The organism is Cyanobium sp. CH-040 (assembly GCF_024346135.1).
Lineage (GTDB): Bacteria > Cyanobacteriota > Cyanobacteriia > PCC-6307 > Cyanobiaceae > NIES-981.
In genome coordinates this window covers 1-14,468 of the sequence record NZ_JAGQCJ010000004.1, presented here as the reverse complement: position 1 = coordinate 14,468, position 14,468 = coordinate 1, and the positions used below count along the sequence as shown (strand labels likewise).

The 14,468-nt window shown below is 70.0% G+C and carries 17 protein-coding genes; 11 read left to right on the top strand and 6 right to left on the bottom strand.

Going from position 1 to position 14,468, the window contains the following annotated elements:
* The first annotated feature begins 2 nt into the window (after window positions 1-2).
* A complete protein-coding gene (locus KBY90_RS05070) occupies window positions 3-1,166 on the top strand; it encodes an anhydro-N-acetylmuramic acid kinase (RefSeq protein ID WP_254967566.1) in 1,164 nt (387 codons plus the stop codon).
* Here the strand turns inward: KBY90_RS05070 and KBY90_RS05065 are convergent.
* The gene (locus KBY90_RS05065) at window positions 1,163-1,444 is read right to left on the bottom strand and encodes a ribbon-helix-helix domain-containing protein (protein ID WP_254967394.1); all 282 of its coding nucleotides are present in this window, start codon (window positions 1,442-1,444) and stop codon (window positions 1,163-1,165) included. The two genes, KBY90_RS05070 and KBY90_RS05065, sit on opposite strands and share 4 nt — an antisense overlap.
* Before the next feature lie 207 nt (window positions 1,445-1,651).
* On the opposite strand from KBY90_RS05065, the gene KBY90_RS05060 reads away from it, so the two are divergent.
* The 3 genes from KBY90_RS05060 (at window position 1,652) to KBY90_RS05050 (ending at window position 4,331) form a co-directional block, all read left to right on the top strand.
* Complete coding sequence (locus KBY90_RS05060) at window positions 1,652-1,903, top strand: hypothetical protein (RefSeq protein WP_254967393.1); 252 nt, start codon at window positions 1,652-1,654, stop codon at window positions 1,901-1,903.
* A 109-nt stretch (window positions 1,904-2,012) separates the two neighbouring features.
* Window positions 2,013-2,309, top strand: a complete 297-nt coding sequence (locus KBY90_RS05055; RefSeq protein ID WP_254967392.1) for a hypothetical protein — start codon at window positions 2,013-2,015, stop codon at window positions 2,307-2,309.
* Between the two features lie 282 nt (window positions 2,310-2,591).
* Entirely contained in the window at window positions 2,592-4,331 is a 1,740-nt protein-coding gene (locus KBY90_RS05050) for an ATP-binding cassette domain-containing protein (RefSeq protein ID WP_254967565.1), read from the top strand.
* Between the two features lie 362 nt (window positions 4,332-4,693).
* Here the strand turns inward: KBY90_RS05050 and KBY90_RS05045 are convergent, their stop codons facing one another.
* Together KBY90_RS05045 and KBY90_RS05040 are read right to left on the bottom strand one after the other, a co-directional pair.
* Window positions 4,694-5,860, bottom strand: a complete 1,167-nt coding sequence (locus KBY90_RS05045) for a trypsin-like peptidase domain-containing protein (RefSeq protein WP_254967391.1) — start codon at window positions 5,858-5,860, stop codon at window positions 4,694-4,696.
* A 186-nt stretch (window positions 5,861-6,046) separates the two neighbouring features.
* The gene (locus tag KBY90_RS05040) at window positions 6,047-6,187 is read right to left on the bottom strand and encodes a hypothetical protein (RefSeq protein WP_254967390.1); all 141 of its coding nucleotides are present in this window, start codon (window positions 6,185-6,187) and stop codon (window positions 6,047-6,049) included.
* 26 nt (window positions 6,188-6,213) lie between these two features.
* Here KBY90_RS05040 and KBY90_RS05035 point away from each other — a divergent pair, with 26 nt between their 5' ends.
* From KBY90_RS05035 to hrpB, 3 genes are all read left to right on the top strand, one after another.
* The gene (locus KBY90_RS05035; RefSeq protein WP_254967389.1) at window positions 6,214-6,510 is read left to right on the top strand and encodes a DUF2973 domain-containing protein; all 297 of its coding nucleotides are present in this window, start codon (window positions 6,214-6,216) and stop codon (window positions 6,508-6,510) included.
* Between the two features lie 66 nt (window positions 6,511-6,576).
* The gene (locus KBY90_RS05030; protein WP_254967388.1) at window positions 6,577-6,960 is read left to right on the top strand and encodes a hypothetical protein; all 384 of its coding nucleotides are present in this window, start codon (window positions 6,577-6,579) and stop codon (window positions 6,958-6,960) included.
* Window positions 6,961-6,976: 16 nt separating this feature from the next.
* On the top strand, window positions 6,977-9,496 hold the full coding sequence (gene hrpB / locus KBY90_RS05025; protein ID WP_254967387.1) for an ATP-dependent helicase HrpB: 2,520 nt from the start codon (window positions 6,977-6,979) through the stop codon (window positions 9,494-9,496).
* Here hrpB and KBY90_RS05020 read toward each other — a convergent pair.
* Window positions 9,481-10,203, bottom strand: coding sequence for an HAD-IIB family hydrolase (locus KBY90_RS05020; protein ID WP_254967386.1), 723 nt, complete (start codon window positions 10,201-10,203; stop codon window positions 9,481-9,483). The two genes, hrpB and KBY90_RS05020, sit on opposite strands and share 16 nt — an antisense overlap.
* 246 nt (window positions 10,204-10,449) lie before the next feature.
* Between KBY90_RS05020 and KBY90_RS05015 the strand changes: the two genes are divergently transcribed.
* The 4 genes from KBY90_RS05015 to KBY90_RS05000 all read left to right on the top strand — a co-directional run bounded on the left by KBY90_RS05015 (window position 10,450) and on the right by KBY90_RS05000 (window position 12,893).
* Entirely contained in the window at window positions 10,450-10,614 is a 165-nt protein-coding gene (locus tag KBY90_RS05015) for a chlorophyll a/b-binding protein (protein ID WP_254967385.1), read from the top strand.
* A gap of 291 nt (window positions 10,615-10,905) precedes the next feature.
* On the top strand, window positions 10,906-12,075 hold the full coding sequence (xseA, locus tag KBY90_RS05010) for an exodeoxyribonuclease VII large subunit (protein WP_254967384.1): 1,170 nt from the start codon (window positions 10,906-10,908) through the stop codon (window positions 12,073-12,075).
* 36 nt (window positions 12,076-12,111) lie between these two features.
* Window positions 12,112-12,426: an exodeoxyribonuclease VII small subunit gene (gene xseB / locus KBY90_RS05005; protein ID WP_254967383.1), complete on the top strand. Its 315-nt coding sequence runs from the start codon at window positions 12,112-12,114 to the stop codon at window positions 12,424-12,426.
* 32 nt (window positions 12,427-12,458) lie between these two features.
* Window positions 12,459-12,893: a DUF2834 domain-containing protein gene (locus KBY90_RS05000; protein WP_315858710.1), complete on the top strand. Its 435-nt coding sequence runs from the start codon at window positions 12,459-12,461 to the stop codon at window positions 12,891-12,893.
* Here the strand turns inward: KBY90_RS05000 and KBY90_RS04995 are convergent.
* Both KBY90_RS04995 and KBY90_RS04990 read right to left on the bottom strand, forming a co-directional pair.
* Window positions 12,881-13,222: a hypothetical protein gene (locus KBY90_RS04995; RefSeq protein ID WP_254967382.1), complete on the bottom strand. Its 342-nt coding sequence runs from the start codon at window positions 13,220-13,222 to the stop codon at window positions 12,881-12,883. The genes KBY90_RS05000 and KBY90_RS04995 overlap by 13 nt on opposite strands.
* A gap of 2 nt (window positions 13,223-13,224) precedes the next feature.
* Complete coding sequence (locus KBY90_RS04990; protein ID WP_254967381.1) at window positions 13,225-14,148, bottom strand: YihY/virulence factor BrkB family protein; 924 nt, start codon at window positions 14,146-14,148, stop codon at window positions 13,225-13,227.
* Window positions 14,149-14,468 lie beyond the last annotated feature (320 nt).

Sequence of the window (14,468 nt, the reverse complement as noted above, 5' to 3'; positions counted from 1 at the left end):
CCATGGTGGTGCTGGGGCTGATGAGCGGCACCAGCGCCGATGGGGTGGATGCGGTGCTGGTCCGCTTCTCCCGGTGCTGCCCCCGGCCCCGCTGGCGGATCCTGGCCAGCCGGTTCAGCGCCTATCCCGACCCGCTGCGCCAGGAATTGGTGGCGGTGGGCCAGGGAGCCCTGCGCAGCAGCGCCGCACTGCTCGACCTGGCTGAGGCCGTGACCGAAGCACAGGCCGCCGCCGCCAGGGCCTGCGACCCGCAGGGCCTGGCGGAACTGGTGGGCTGCCATGGTCAGACCATCTGGCATCGCCCCCCTGCGCAGCGGCGCCGGGGGGCCAGCTGGCAGCTGCTGCAGGGCCCTCTGCTGGCCCAGTTGCTGCAGCGCCCGGTGGTGCACGATCTGCGGGCGGCCGACCTGGCCCTGGGAGGGGAGGGGGCGCCCCTGGTGCCGGCGGCCGATGAGGCCCTGATCGGACGCACCGGGGGCTGGCGGGCTCTCCTCAACCTGGGCGGCATCGCCAACCTCACGCTGATCCCGCCCGGGCAGGGCCCGGATCGACGGCTGCCGGTGCGGGGCTGGGACTGCGGCCCCGCCAACACCCTGCTGGATCTGGCCGTGGCCCGGTTCACGGACGGCCGGGAGCAGGTGGATGCCGGCGGCGCATGGGCCAGCCGGGGCCGCATCGACGAGGACGCCCTCAGGGCATGGTTGCAGGAGCCCTACTTCCAGAGAAGCGCTCCGAAGTCCACGGGGCGTGAACTCTTCGGGCAGAGCGATCTCGAACGCCGGCTGACGTGGCTCGAGCGGGCGGCCCGGGAACGCGGGCAGGCTCTGGAGCCCGCCGACGCGCTGGCCACCCTCACCGCCTTCAGCGCCGCGGTGGTGGCCCAGGACCTGGCGCGCGGACCCCGGCCGGTGGAGCTGCTGGTGGCCGGCGGGGGAACCCGGAACCGGTTGCTGATGGCAGAGCTGCAACGCCGCTGCCGCGGGATGATCGTGCGGCCCCTGGCTGAGCTCGGGATCGGCGAATCACAGCGGGAGGCCATGGCCTTCGCGCTGCTGGCCTGGTGGCACCGCCATGGCCATCCGGGCAATGCCCCATCGATCACCGGGGCGCGTCGCAGGGCCGTGCTCGGCGTACGGGCCGAACCCACCCCTGAGGCCGGACCCTAGTCCGGACGCTGCAGACGCAGGCGCCGCGGCGCCCGCCTCAACCGCTGGGTGCGCTGATGCTCGAGCTGTTGGCGAAAGCGGTCGGCGGCCATGGGCTGGCCCCGGCTGGCCTCATGCCGCTCCACCCCCTGCTGAATCAGCACCCGGGCCATGTTGCTGACGGTCCTGGCCTCGGCTTCCGCCAGCTCGGCCAGGCGACGGCAGAGATCCTCCGGGAGAACGACCTGGATCCTGGGCGACTTGGGGCGCCCGCTGGAGGAGGTTTGTCGCGTGGCCACGCCGGGGTGCAGTGGATGGGCCGGGGATGGGTGCCGGTGCTGGCGGCTGGGTTGCTCTTGGCTACGCATCAGTCTAGTCGGATGCGCATGGGTAGTATCCATGCCTATGCTGCAGGCAGAGATCCCCGCACCCGTTCAGGGCATCCGTTCAGGCAGGTGAGCCCGCCCGGCGGGCCCGCCCTTGAGGTTTCAGTCCCGAGGTTTCCCATGCCCAAGCGACGCACCCAGCGCACGACCGACCGCAGCGACGTGCTCGTCTCGGCCGTGATCAGCACCTACCTGCTCACCCACCTCCACCATGTGCTCCAGCGGGCCGAATACGGCGCCCAGCAGGAGGGCCGCACGGCCCTCGCCGCCAACTACGCCCAGCTGCGCAAGGTGCTCTGTCTCGATGCCCGCAGCATGGAAGACGCCTCCGCCAGCGGCACGCCGGTGAGCGACAGCCCCCGCGCCGCCTGATCGGCACGCGCTGAGCGCCCACAGCGCTGAGCGTCAGACCGGAGCTGTGTAACGGCCGGCAGCCAGCGGCGGCGATCACCCATAGGGTCGGTGCGTCAGGTCCGCCGCCATGAGCACCAGCAGCCCCCAGCCGTCAGCCGCTCCCAGCCCCACGCCCAGTGCCAGCCCTGACGGTTCAGCCGCCAACGCCGCCACGCTCTACGAGCGCATCAGCGCTGACACCGAGCTCACCCAGTCGCTGTTCCGCCAGGCCCTCCAGGATCCCGCGGGAGCGCTCGATCGCATCGTGGCGCTCGGCCAGCAGCTGGGGTTGCCGGTGAGCCGCGAGGAGGTGAAGGCCCATGTGGCCTCCCTGGAGGACCCGGCCAGCAAACAATGGCTGCTCAAGGCCCGTGGCGGCCTCTGAGCGGGGGGATCGGGCCGGGCGGTTGAACCCTCCCCCCTGGGCCCAGCTGAAAAACAGCCAGTAGCTCACGATCGCCAGACCAGCCGCCACCACCAGGGCAGCCACCTGCTCCAGGCGCTTGATCATGGCGGCGTCGACCCCGGCTCCCTGGAGTCTGCCCCAGCCCACTCCTGGTCGAGTGGGCTGGGGGCCATGGGCCAGCGCGCGCGCCGCCATCGCACGGGCAGTGATGATGAGGACAGCCGCCCCGCGGTGCGCCCTCCCCTTCAGCAGCTCCCCCCTGTGCTCCGTCTCGAACGCATCGGCAAGATCTATCCCACCGGGGAGGTGCTGCGCGATGTCACCTGGGAGGTGAAGGCGGGCGATCGCATCGGCCTGGTGGGCGTCAACGGCGCCGGTAAATCCACCCAGCTGCGGATCATCGCCGGCCTGGAGGAGCCCAGCAGCGGCAGCGTGGTGAAGCAGGGCACACCGCGCATCGCCTACCTGCAGCAGGAATTCGATGTGGATCCGCAGCGCACCGTGCGCGAGGAGCTGTTCCAGGCCTTCGGCGAGGCGGCCGTGGTGCTCCAGCGCAAGCACGCGGTGGAGCACGAGATGGCCAGCGAGAAGGCCGCCAGCGATCCCGACCATCTCGAGGAGCTGATCCACGAGCTGGGCCGCCTGCACGAGCGCTTCGAGGCCCTGCACGGCTACGAGCTCGACGCCCGCATCGACAAGCTGCTGCCCACGATCGGCTTCACGCCCGAGGGGGCCGAGCAGCTGGTGGCCGACTACTCGGGCGGCTGGCAGATGCGCATCGCCCTGGGCAAGATCCTGCTCCAGGATCCCGACCTGCTGCTGCTCGATGAGCCCACCAACCACCTGGACGTGGAGACGATCCAGTGGCTGGAGGGCTACCTGATCGAGCAGAGCGCGGCGATCGTGGTGATCAGCCACGACCGCACCTTCCTCGATCGGGTGTGCACCCAGATCGTGGAAACCGAGCGGGGCGTCTCGCGCACCTACCTGGGCAACTACAGCCAGCACCTGGAGCAGAAGGCCCTCGAGCGCGAGGCCTCCCAGGCGGCCTTCGAGCGCCAGCAGAAGGAGCTCAGCGCCCAGCAGGCCTACATCGATCGCTTCCGGGCCAGCGCCACCCGCTCCACCCAGGCCAAGAGTCGCGAGAAGCTGCTGGAGAAGGTGGAGCGGATCGAGGCGCCGATCGAGAGCGTGGGTGGGCCCCGCTTCCACTTCCCCGAGGCACCGCGCTCCGGCCGCCTGGTGGCGGAGGTGAAGGACCTCACCCTCAGCTACGGCGAGCAGATCCTGTTTATCGGGGCCGAGCTGGAGGTGGAGCGGGGCGACCGGATCGCCTTCGTGGGCCCCAACGGCGCCGGCAAGTCCACCCTGCTGCGGCTGATCATGGGCAGCGAGCAGCCCGATGAGGGCCGGGCCGGCCTGGGCGAGCACAACGTGATCGCCGGCTACTTCGAGCAGAACCAGGCCGAGGCCCTGGATCTCTCCAAGACCGTGATCGACACGATCTTCGAGGTGGTGCCCGACTGGACCCAGACCCAGGTGCGCTCGCTGCTGGGCAGCTTCTGCTTCTCGAATGAGAGCGTGTTCAAGGAGGCGGGCAAGCTCTCCGGCGGCGAGAAGGCGCGCCTGGCCCTGGCGCTGATGCTGCTCAAGCCCTGCAACCTGCTGGTGCTCGATGAGCCCACCAACCACCTCGACATCCCCGCCAAGCAGATGCTCGAGGACGCCCTGATCGCTTACGAGGGCGCCGCCCTGCTGGTGAGCCACGACCGCTACTTCATCTCGCGAGTGGCCAACAAAATCGTGGAGCTGCGTGACGGCGAGCTGGTGCTCTACCGCGGCGACTACGCCTACTACCTAGAGAAGAAGCAGGAGGAGGCCGAGGCCGCCCGGGCGGAAGCCGAGGAGAGGGCCCGGGCCGAGAAGCGCAGCGCCGAGCGCGAGCGGCAGCGCCAGAAACAGGCGGCCCGCCAGGCCGCCCGCCGCACTCCGGCAGCCTGAGGCCCGCCCGGATTCGGGAACAAGGACAAACCCGAGGGCTCGTCGCAACCGCTACGCAACCTATTGCAACAGTTTGTAGCCTTGCAGCCGTAGACGCCGATCCAGGAGCCCCCCATGACGGAACCTCTCGCCCTTTCCCTGGGCCAGCAGTTCGAGCTGGAGCGCATGAGCCGGGCCATCGACGAGACGGCCGACCCCAAGGTGCTGCAGGGGATCGCCAAACAGCTGCTGCAGGCCTGGCAGAGCCAGAAGGCCGCGACCCAGTGGGTGATGCGCCAGCAGCTGAGTGCCCCTCCCACCCTGGGCCGCAACCTGGCCGCCCCGTGGGGTCAGGCGGCCAGATCCCACAGGGCGGGGACAGCTCAGCGGTTGCTGCTCAGCTGCGCCGGCACCACCTCGAGGTTCACCATCTGCCCCTGGCGGTTGATGCTGAGGTTGAGCCTGCCCCCCACGCCGACCCGTTCCACAGCCGTCACCAGCTGGGAGGGCTCCAGCACCGGCTGGCCGTTGGCCGCAACCACCACATCGCCCTGCCGCAATCCCGCCCGCTGGGCCGGACTGTTGGCCACCACCGAGGCCACCCGCACGCCACGGTCAACCCCGGTGCCATCGCCCGGGCGAACGGCGTCCATGCCGATGCCGATCACCGGATGGCTCACCCGTCCACTGGCCACCAGCTGACGGGCGATGTCACGGGCCCTGTTGATCGGGATCGCGAAACCCAGGCCTGCCCCGGGGCCTGACCGCACCAGGGTGTTGATGCCGATCACTTCGCCGTCGGCATTGAGCAGGGGTCCGCCCGAATTCCCCGGGTTGATGGCGGCATCGGTCTGGATCAGGTCCAGACGGCGGTCGGTGATCCCCAGCTTGGCCGCATTGCGGTTGAGGTTGCTGATGATCCCCATCGTCACCGTGTTGTCCAGGCCATAGGGGTTGCCGACGGCGATGGCCCACTCGCCCACCTCGAGACGGTCGGAGTTGCCGAGGGGAGCCACCGGCCACGGACCGGAACCATCCAGCCGCACCACCGCCAGGTCGGTGAGCCGGTCCAGGCCCACCACGGTGCCGAGAACGCGGCGGCCATCCTGCAGCCCCACGGTCACCTTGTCCGTGCGCTCCACCACATGGGCGTTGGTGAGGATCAGGCCATCAGGCTGAAAGATGAAGCCGCTGCCCTGGCCCCGCTCGGTGCGCTGGGAGGGCCTGGGAGGCTGACTCTGCTGCGGCAGTCCGAAGAACTGGCGGAACAGAGGATCGTTGAACAGCGAACTGGGCACGCCGGACTGGCCGCCCACCGTCACGGTGCGCTCGGTGTCGATCGTCACCACCGAAGGACTGGTGCGCCGCACCGCAGCGGCCACGAAGGACTGGCGGCCGAGGGCGGCAGCCACCGCGGGAGACGTGGGGGACGCGGCGATGGCTGCGGGGGTGGAGGCCAGGGCCGCCGGAGGCCGGCTGAGGCCGGCCAGCAGCAGGGGCAGCAGCAGCAGGCGTTGCCGGGCCGGAACGCGTGAGCGGAGAACGGACATGACTGGAGGCGGAAGGCCGCACCAGGGGGATGACTGGACCGTAACCAGGAGGGCCAGGCCACAGAAAGGGGGGCGGACCGGCCCTTCCATCGCCCACTGCCCCACAAACACCCCACCGCTGCCCCACCCCACCCGCCCCGGTGGGCGCCGCCAGGGCAGGCGGCCTATCCTGTACGAAGAAATATTTCAAGCCATGGACACATCCCGGCTGCTTCTGGCCTTCCTGGCATTCGGCGCCGCCTGCACCACCCTCTGGGCCTGGATGCTCGCCTCGGCGTCCAGCGCATCCGACCAGGCCAGGCGATGATGGGTGGGTCGGCTGCGCATCCCGCCTCAGCAGCGGGCCCGAGCCCATGAGTGCCCTTCTCTCCCAGATCTTCCCCATCCTGTACGGCGTCTGCTTCCTCGTCCTCCTCTGGCAGGCGTTCAGGGTGATGGGTCAGGGGTTTCAGGCGGCATCACGCCCCACGCCCGCCCCTTCGCTCGACCCTTCCACCCCGGATCGGAACGGCCCCGGTGATCGCACCGGCCGCCTCACCATCCACCCGGAGCTGCTGGATGCCGAGGGCCAGCTCACCCGGGAGGATCTGCTCACCGTGCGCTTCGGCAGCGATCAGGACCCCTCCGCCCCCCCTGGCGATCCCGCCTGAATCCGGCCCGACCCCTCCACTGAATAGGCTCAAGGACCAGTCCTTGAATCGACGGAGACAACCGGCTTGGATCAACGCACGCGAATCGTGGCAGCAGTGCTGCGCAACCTGAAGCTGCCGCCCCGGTTTCGCCTCAAGCTGACCAAGGAGGATCCGGTGCGCCTTGAGCTCAGCCTCACTCCGGCCTACGGCAAGGCGCCGGTGCTGGTGGGACTGCTCGAATCGCAGGATCTGGTGGCCCGCCGGGACCGCGAGGGGCGCATTCCCCGCGATCTGCAGGGCACCTGGGACTGGACCGTGCGTCACGGCAAGGTGAGCACCGGCGGCTGGAACCCCTACCTCAAGGAGGCCCTGCAGACGATGTTCGAAACCGGCCTGCCCGCGATCGTCTACGAGGAGCTCACCGGCGAGGCCTACCACCCCGTCGACGGCATGCGCCACGTGCGCTGATCCGCGCACCCGGGCCGTGGCACCCGAGCCTCTGCCGATCGATGGGCTGCTGCCGCAGCTGACCGCCGCCCTGGGGCCAGCGGGCGCCACCGTGCTGCTGCAGGCTCCGCCGGGAGCCGGCAAGACCACGCGGGTGCCGCTGGCGATCCAGCCGAGCCTCGAGGGCCGCGTGTGGATGCTCGAACCACGCCGGATCGCCGCCCGTACGGCGGCCCAGCGTCTCGCCGCCGAGCACGGAGAGGCCGTGGGCGGGCTGATCGGCTACAGCGTGCGCCTGGAGAGCCGCACCAGCGCCGCCACCCGCGTCGAGGTGCTCACCGAGGGCCTCTTCCTGCGGCGGCTGCAGGCGGATCCGGGCCTGGACGGCGTGGACTGTCTGATCTTCGACGAATTCCACGAACGCAACGCCGACGCCGATCTGGCCCTGGCGCTGGTGCGCCAGGTGCGCGATCTGCTGAGGCCCGATCTGCGCCTGGTGCTGATGTCCGCGACGCTCGCCCTCGAATCCCTCGCCCAGCAGCTGCCGGGAGCGGTGGTGCTGCGCAGCGAGGGCCGGGGCTTCCCCGTCACGGTGAGCCATCAGCCGGCACGCGGGAACGAGCGGCTGGAGCAGCAGGTTGTCCGGGCCCTGGAGGAGCACTGGCTGGACCAGCGCCGACCCGGCGAGACCGTGCTGGTGTTCCTGCCCGGGAGACGGGAAATCGATCGCTGTGCAGGGGCCATCCACGCCGCCGCCTGGAGTGATGCGCTCGAGGTCACCCCCCTGCACGGCAACCTGGATCTGGCGGAGCAGACACGGGCGATCGCGCCCGCCCGGTCTGAAGCCGGCAAGGTGGTGCTGGCCACCAGCATCGCCGAAAGCTCCCTGACGATCGCCGGCGTCGCTGTGGTGGTCGATTCCGGCCTCAGCCGGCGCAACCGCTTTGATCCGGCCCGCGGACTCAGCGGTCTGGTGACCGGGCCCGCCAGCCAGGCCAGTGCCGAGCAGCGGGCGGGGCGGGCGGGCCGCCTGGCCCCGGGACGGTGCGTGCGCCTCTGGTCGCCGGCGGAGCAGCAGCGGCGCCCGGCCCAGACTCCCCCCGAGCTGCTGGAAGCCGACCCGTTGCCCCTGGCGCTGCAGCTGGCCCGGTGGGGAGATCCACTGGGCACGGAGCTGCAGTGGATCGACCCGCCACCGCAGGCGGGGGTGCTGGAAGCCCGGCGGTTGCTGCAGCTGCTGGGCGCCCTCGAAGCCGGCGGCCAGCTGAGCCGCCATGGCGAGGCCATGGCAGCCCTCGGGCTGCATCCCCGGCTGGCCCATCTGCTGCTGATGGGCCACCGGCGCGGACTGACGGAGCTGGCCAGCGAACTGGCGGTGCTGCTGAGTGAACGGGATCCCCTGCCCCGGGAAGCGGTGGGCTGCGACCTGGGCCACCGGCTCGACTGGCTGCGCCGGCAGTCCCCGGGGCACCCCATCCAGCAGCTGCGGCGGCAATGGCGGCAGCAGCTGCGGGCCGTGGCCGATGAGCCGGCCCCGGCGGCGGGAAACGCCGACGCAGCCGCGGGCGACGAGGGGCTGAACGCGGCGCTGCTGGTGAGCGAAGCCTTCCCCGAACGGCTGGCCCTGGCCCGCGACGGCCAGGGCGGGCGCTTCCTGCTGCGCAATGGCCGCGGGGCCATCCTCCATCCCGACGACCCGCTGCGCGATCAGCAGGCCCTGGCCGCAGCCGCCCTGGACGGCGAGGGGCGCGACGCCCGGATCCTGCTGGCCCTGCCGTTGCCTGTGCAGGCCCTGCGCCAGCTGGCCCTGGAGCAGGGCCTGGAGGAGACGGGAGCGGTGTGGGAGGAGCAGGCCGGCAGGGTGCGCTGTGAGCGCCTGCTGCGGCTGGGGGCCCTGGTGCTGGAGCGCCGGCCCTGGCCGGAAGCCGAGCCCGATCAGGTGCGCATAGCCCTGCTCGGCGGACTCAGGCGTCTGGGGCTGGAGGCTCTGCCCTGGACCGCGACCTGCCGGCAGCTGCAGCAGCGCCTCTCCCTGGCGCACGCTCACTGCGGCGCGCCGTGGCCCGATCGCCGCGACGAGATCCTCGCCGCGGATCTGGACGCCTGGCTCGGGCCCCATCTCACCGGGGTGGCCAGCCTGACGGAGCTGCGACAGCTGGATCTCGGCGAAGCCCTGTGGGGTGACCTCGACTGGCCAAGGCGCCAGGAGCTGGAGCGCCTGCTGCCCAGCCGGCTGCCCGTTCCCTCCGGACGCAGCGTGGCCGTGGACTACAGCAGCGGCGTGCCAGTGCTGGCCGTGAAGCTTCAGGAACTGTTCGGCTGCCGGCAGACCCCCGCCGTGCTGGGCGGGGCTCTGCCGGTGACCCTGCACCTGCTCACCCCCGCCGGTCGTCCCGCCGCCATCACCCAGGATCTGGAGGGGTTCTGGGCAGAGGGCTACCGGCAGGTGCGGCGAGAGCTGCGGGGCCGCTATCCCAAGCACCCCTGGCCGGAGGATGGCGCCAGCGCGGCGCCCACCGCCGGCACCCGGAGCAGGGCGGCTCAGGCGAACAGGTGAGCAAAGCCGAAGTGGTGCAGGCCCTCGACGATGCCGGCGCATCCCTGGGCGCGCGCGCCATAGGTGCGTGGCAGCCGCGGGAGCAGGCTGCGCAGGGCGGGCTCGGCATTGGCCACCATGATTCCCGCCAGCCCCGTCTCGAACATGGCCAGATCGTTGAGGCTGTCACCGGCCGTGACCACCCGGCCGTCGTCGACCCCGAGCCAGTCCAGCAGCAGGCGCAGGGTGCTTCCCTTGTTGACACCCGCCGGCAGCACGTCGAAATAGCGCTCACCCGAGAGCAGACAGTCCACCCCATAGCGCTCCAGGCGTGGGATGAGGGCGGGGTCGAAGCGCTGGGGCTGATAGGTGTAGCCCAGACGCCGGTCCGTGCTGATGGGCTGGGGTGACAGGCCGGGGACGTCCTTCAGCAGCGGTGCCAGCTTCCGGCTCTTGCCTCGCCAACGGGCTTCGATCGGCTCCAGCATCTCCGGCAGGGGTTGCAGGCTGGTGCCGCAGGCCACGGTGCACCCCACATCGCTGATCACCAGGTGGGGAGCCCGCAACCCCAGCGGCCGCTGCTCCCTGAGCAGCCCCTCGACGGAGGTCAGGCCGCGGCCGGTGCAGAACACATGCAGCACCCGCTGCCGCTGCCGCTCCAGCCAGCGATAGAGACTGCGGCGCTCAGGGAGCTCACCGTCCAGGAGGGTGCCGTCGAGGTCGGTCACCAGCACGAGCTCCGGAGCCCGAGGCAGGGGCCCCGCAAGCCGCCGCTCCAGGACCCGTCGACGCGTCGGCGCTTCCCCCGGGGCCATCAGCCCCCCGGCCGGCGAACAGGATGGCCAGAAGCCGTCAATCCATCACCAAGCTTCTTTACAATTTGTTCGGTGCGCTGACCGGCCCGCCGATCCAGGCCGCCAAGGCCGGGATTCCCTCCGGACCGTGTCCCCGGCACGCCTTTCTCCACCCCTCCATTGCGTTGCGATCCAGCCATGTCTGACGCTTCCCAGCCCCGCTTCGGATTCGTGAACTTCGCCGAAACCTGGAACGGCCGTCTGGCCATGATGGGTTTCGTGATCGGCCTGGCCACCGAGCTGCTCACCGGCCAGGGCATCCTGGCCCAGATCGGCCTCGGCTGATCCCGCAGCCCTGAGCAGCCACAGGTCTGAGCAACCATCACACGGGAGCAGCCATCAGACCGGAGCAGGGCGTGACGGACACTGGCAGCGGCAAGCCTGAAGGTGCCGCTTTGTCCGGTCTTCACGCCCTTTCCCTTCTCGGTCCACCCCTCAGCCACCCGGCCTCGGCCCTGAGCGCTCGGCCTGATCAGCACCGCGGCCTGATCAGCAGCAGCGTGTGCTTGCCCCTGGATCACAACACGCTCTCCCCAGCAGCGATTCACATCCGGGAGTCGCGACTCAGCCGGCGCCATGACTGAGCCGCCGCTTCCCCGCTACAGCGTCACCAGCCTCAACCGCGCTGTGGCCACTCTGCTGGAGCGGGGCTTCGCCCCCCGCTTCCTGCTCGACGCCACGGTGAGCCGGCCTCAGGTCAGGAAAGGCCACCTGTGGATGGATCTGGTCGATGAGACCGCGTCCATTTCGGGCGTCGTCTGGGCCAGCCAACTGGCGAAGCTGAGCTTCCAGCCGGCCGAGGGCGACGGGGTTGTGGTGGTGGGCAAACTGAATTTCTGGGCCACCCGCGCCAGTCTCAGCGTTCAGATCCTCGACCTGCGCCCGAGTCTCTCCAGCGTGCTGCGCCGCTTCGAGCGGGTGCGCGACCGGCTGGAGCCTGAGGGCCTGTTCGATCCCCGCCGCAAACGTCCCCTGCCGGACACCCCGGCCTGCATCGCCCTGCTGACCAGCGTGCCCAGCTCGGCCCTGGCCGACATGCTGCGCACCGCCGCCGAGCGGTGGCCTGCCACCCGGGTGCTGGTGGTGCCGATCCCGGTCCAGGGCAACGCCGAGGAGCAGATCGCCATGGCCCTGGAGCGCCTCTGCACCCGCGCCGAGACGCTGGGAGTCGAAGCCATCGTGCTGGCCCGTGGCGGCGGGAACCGTGAGGACCTCGCCGTCTTCGACGGCGAACGGCTCGCCCGCTGCATCGCCGCATCCACCGTGCCGGTGGTGAGCGGCATCGGCCATGAGGACGACACCACCATCGCTGATCTGGTGGCCGACTACCGGGCAGCCACACCGACGGCGGCCCTGGTGGCCTTGCTGCCCGATCAGCACCTGGCCGCATCTGCGCTGCAGCAACTGCGCCGCCATCTCACCCAGGTGGTGGGACTGCGGTTGCAGGGAGAGCGTCAGCAGCTTGGAGGGCTGCTGGAGCGGCTCGCCCAGCTGCACCCGCGTGGCCAGCTGGACCGGCGGCGGCTGGATCTCGAGCGCAGCCGGGTGCTTCTGGAGGCCCTTTCCCCCCAGCACGCGCTGGCACGGGGGTTCGCCCTGCTGCGTACCGCCGACGGCGGGCTGGTTCGCAGCACATCCCAGCTCCATCCAGGTGACGGGGTGCTGCTGACCCTGGCCGATGGTCGTGCAGAGGCCCTGGTGCAGCAGGTGGAGGCAGCGCCTGCGGAGTGGCTGGGTCAGAGTTGATGGCGACTGCCAGGACCCACCGGCGCCTGTTGATCGATGGCCAGAAAAACCAGCAAGGACCCGACTCCCCCGCAGCCGGCAGCCCGTGAGCACCATGAGGGTGCGGACGGCGCCGCCGGCGATCTCAGCTACAGCCAGGCCCGGACCGCCCTGGAGCTGGTGCTGGCGGAGCTGCAGGCCAGTGATCTCGATGTCGAGGCGATGATCGGCCTGTACCGGCGCGGTCAGGCCTACGCCCGGCGCTGCGGAGCGATCCTGGATCAGGTGGAGCAGGACGTCCTGCTCTGGGATGCGCTCAACGACCCGGATGCCCCCCCGCAACCCGGTGGCCCCCTCTCCTCCCAGGACTGACCACCGAGCCACCATCCTCCCAGCCCCGCCATATGAGCCCGACTCCGCAGCCCTCGATCACACCGGAGCCCCTCCAGCAGGGCGGTGAGCACCACTCGGCCTGGCTGCAGTGGGTGTACCTGGCCTTGGCCATCGCCGGAGCCGTGCTGCCCTGGCTGGCGAACATCGCCTTCATCCATCAGTACGGCTCAGCGGGTGATCTGGGACTGTTCCTGCGACTGGCCTCCGCCAATCCAGCGGCAGAGTCCCTCTCCCGCGACCTGGCCATCGGCGCCACGGCGGTGCTGATCTGGATCGTTCACGAAGGCCGCCGCCTGCAGATGCGGGGACTGCCCTGGGTGCTGCTCAGCTGCTTCACCCTGGCATTTGCCTGCGGCGCCCCATTGTTTCTGTATCTGCGGGAGCGTCGGCTTGCGGAACTCAGACGGCAGGCCGACGACTCGCCGACCCGGGCTCAGGGAGACTGATCCTTGACTTCCACCACCTCCACGTCGATGGTTGCGTCTGCCGCGGCGACGTCTGCGGATGGCTGCGGGGAGGAGGCAGCAAAGGACGTTCCACAGGCCGGGCAGACCTCCTGATCCAGGCTGCTGAACCCGCACACCTCGCAGGTGCGCAGACGACGCCTGAGGATCTGCCAGCCGACGAAGCCGGCCACGCCGAGGAGCAGCGGCAGCACCAGCAGCAGCAACGTGATGCTGCCCAGCAGATCAATGAGGAAACGCCCGGCCGGCCCGGGGGCCAGGAGCAGCAGCAGAGCCAGCAGGATCCAGAACCAGGGAATCGGCCGTTGCATGGTCAGGAGAGTTGCCCTGCAACCCCATCCTGACGCCTGCCCATGGTGATGGAGAGGCACTGCCCGTAGTAGAGGATGGCGCCCACCATCCATACCCACAGACTGAACACCAGCACACCGCCGATGACCCCGTACGCCTGAAAGCGCTGACCAAGCGCGAGCAGGATGCGGCCCAGCAGAAGATTGAGGAGGGTCAGCGCGGAAGCGATGAACGCGGCCCCTGGGAACAGCAGATTCCAGCGGACAGGCCGAGATGGCAGCATCCACAGCAGCAGGTGCGCCGCCAGAAAGGAGAGCGCGAACGACACCAACACATCCACCCCCGCAGTCACCTGCTGCTGCCAACCCTGGAGCACGGGCAGGTTGCTATCGAGCCATTGCTTCAGCGCCGCAGGTGCAGGGAAGGGCACCCGCGACACCCGCGACACCCGCTGATCCAGAACGAACAGCAGTGACAGCACAGCCAGCAGGGCCATGGCCTTGAGGCGCAGCTGAAACTGATGCCGCAGAGCGCTGACCCAGGAGCGCTCAAAACGGTGGGTGGCGCCCTGCCACCAGAGACGGTCAGCTCCACGGCTGAGTGCCAGGTAGGCATTGCTGGCGGTGAACACCAGCACACCGAGGCCGAGGACCCCGGCGCCGGCGCTCTGCCGGATGAATCCCGCCAGGGACGATTCCAGAAGCTCCAGGGTTGATGCGGGCACGATGCCCACCAGCTGATCAAGCAGCTGGTCCACCAGCACCTCATCGCGACCCAGGAACCAGGCGATGAAGGACAGAGCGATCAGCAGGATCGGCAGCAGGGACTGCAGGGTGTGATAGGCGAACGCGGCACTCAGATCAGTGCAGCCCTCTCTGTTCCAGAGCAACAGCGCACACCAGAACGGCCTGACGAGTGCACGAAGGCGCTGAACAGGCCAGCCCATGGGCGTACAACGTCAGTGGCAGCTTAGGGTAGACAATCAGGAGCGTATCGGCTGCCGGCCTGACAGGTTCAGATCCCCAAGAGAGGCAAGCCCCCGGGTGCTGGGTCCTGACCTAAAAAACCAAGAATGGACAGACAGCTGAGGCATCACAGCGACTCATGAGGCAGTGCCCGACCGCTGGCCCTGCCGCGCGGCCTGTGCTGCGGCAGCGCTCAGCGCGTCCTTGCTGGATGGAGTGGCAATGATGTGGAGGTTTATCCTGGCATCGTCCTATTTTCTCAGGGGGCTTCCCCCCCAATATCGTCGGCGCTGCAGCGTTT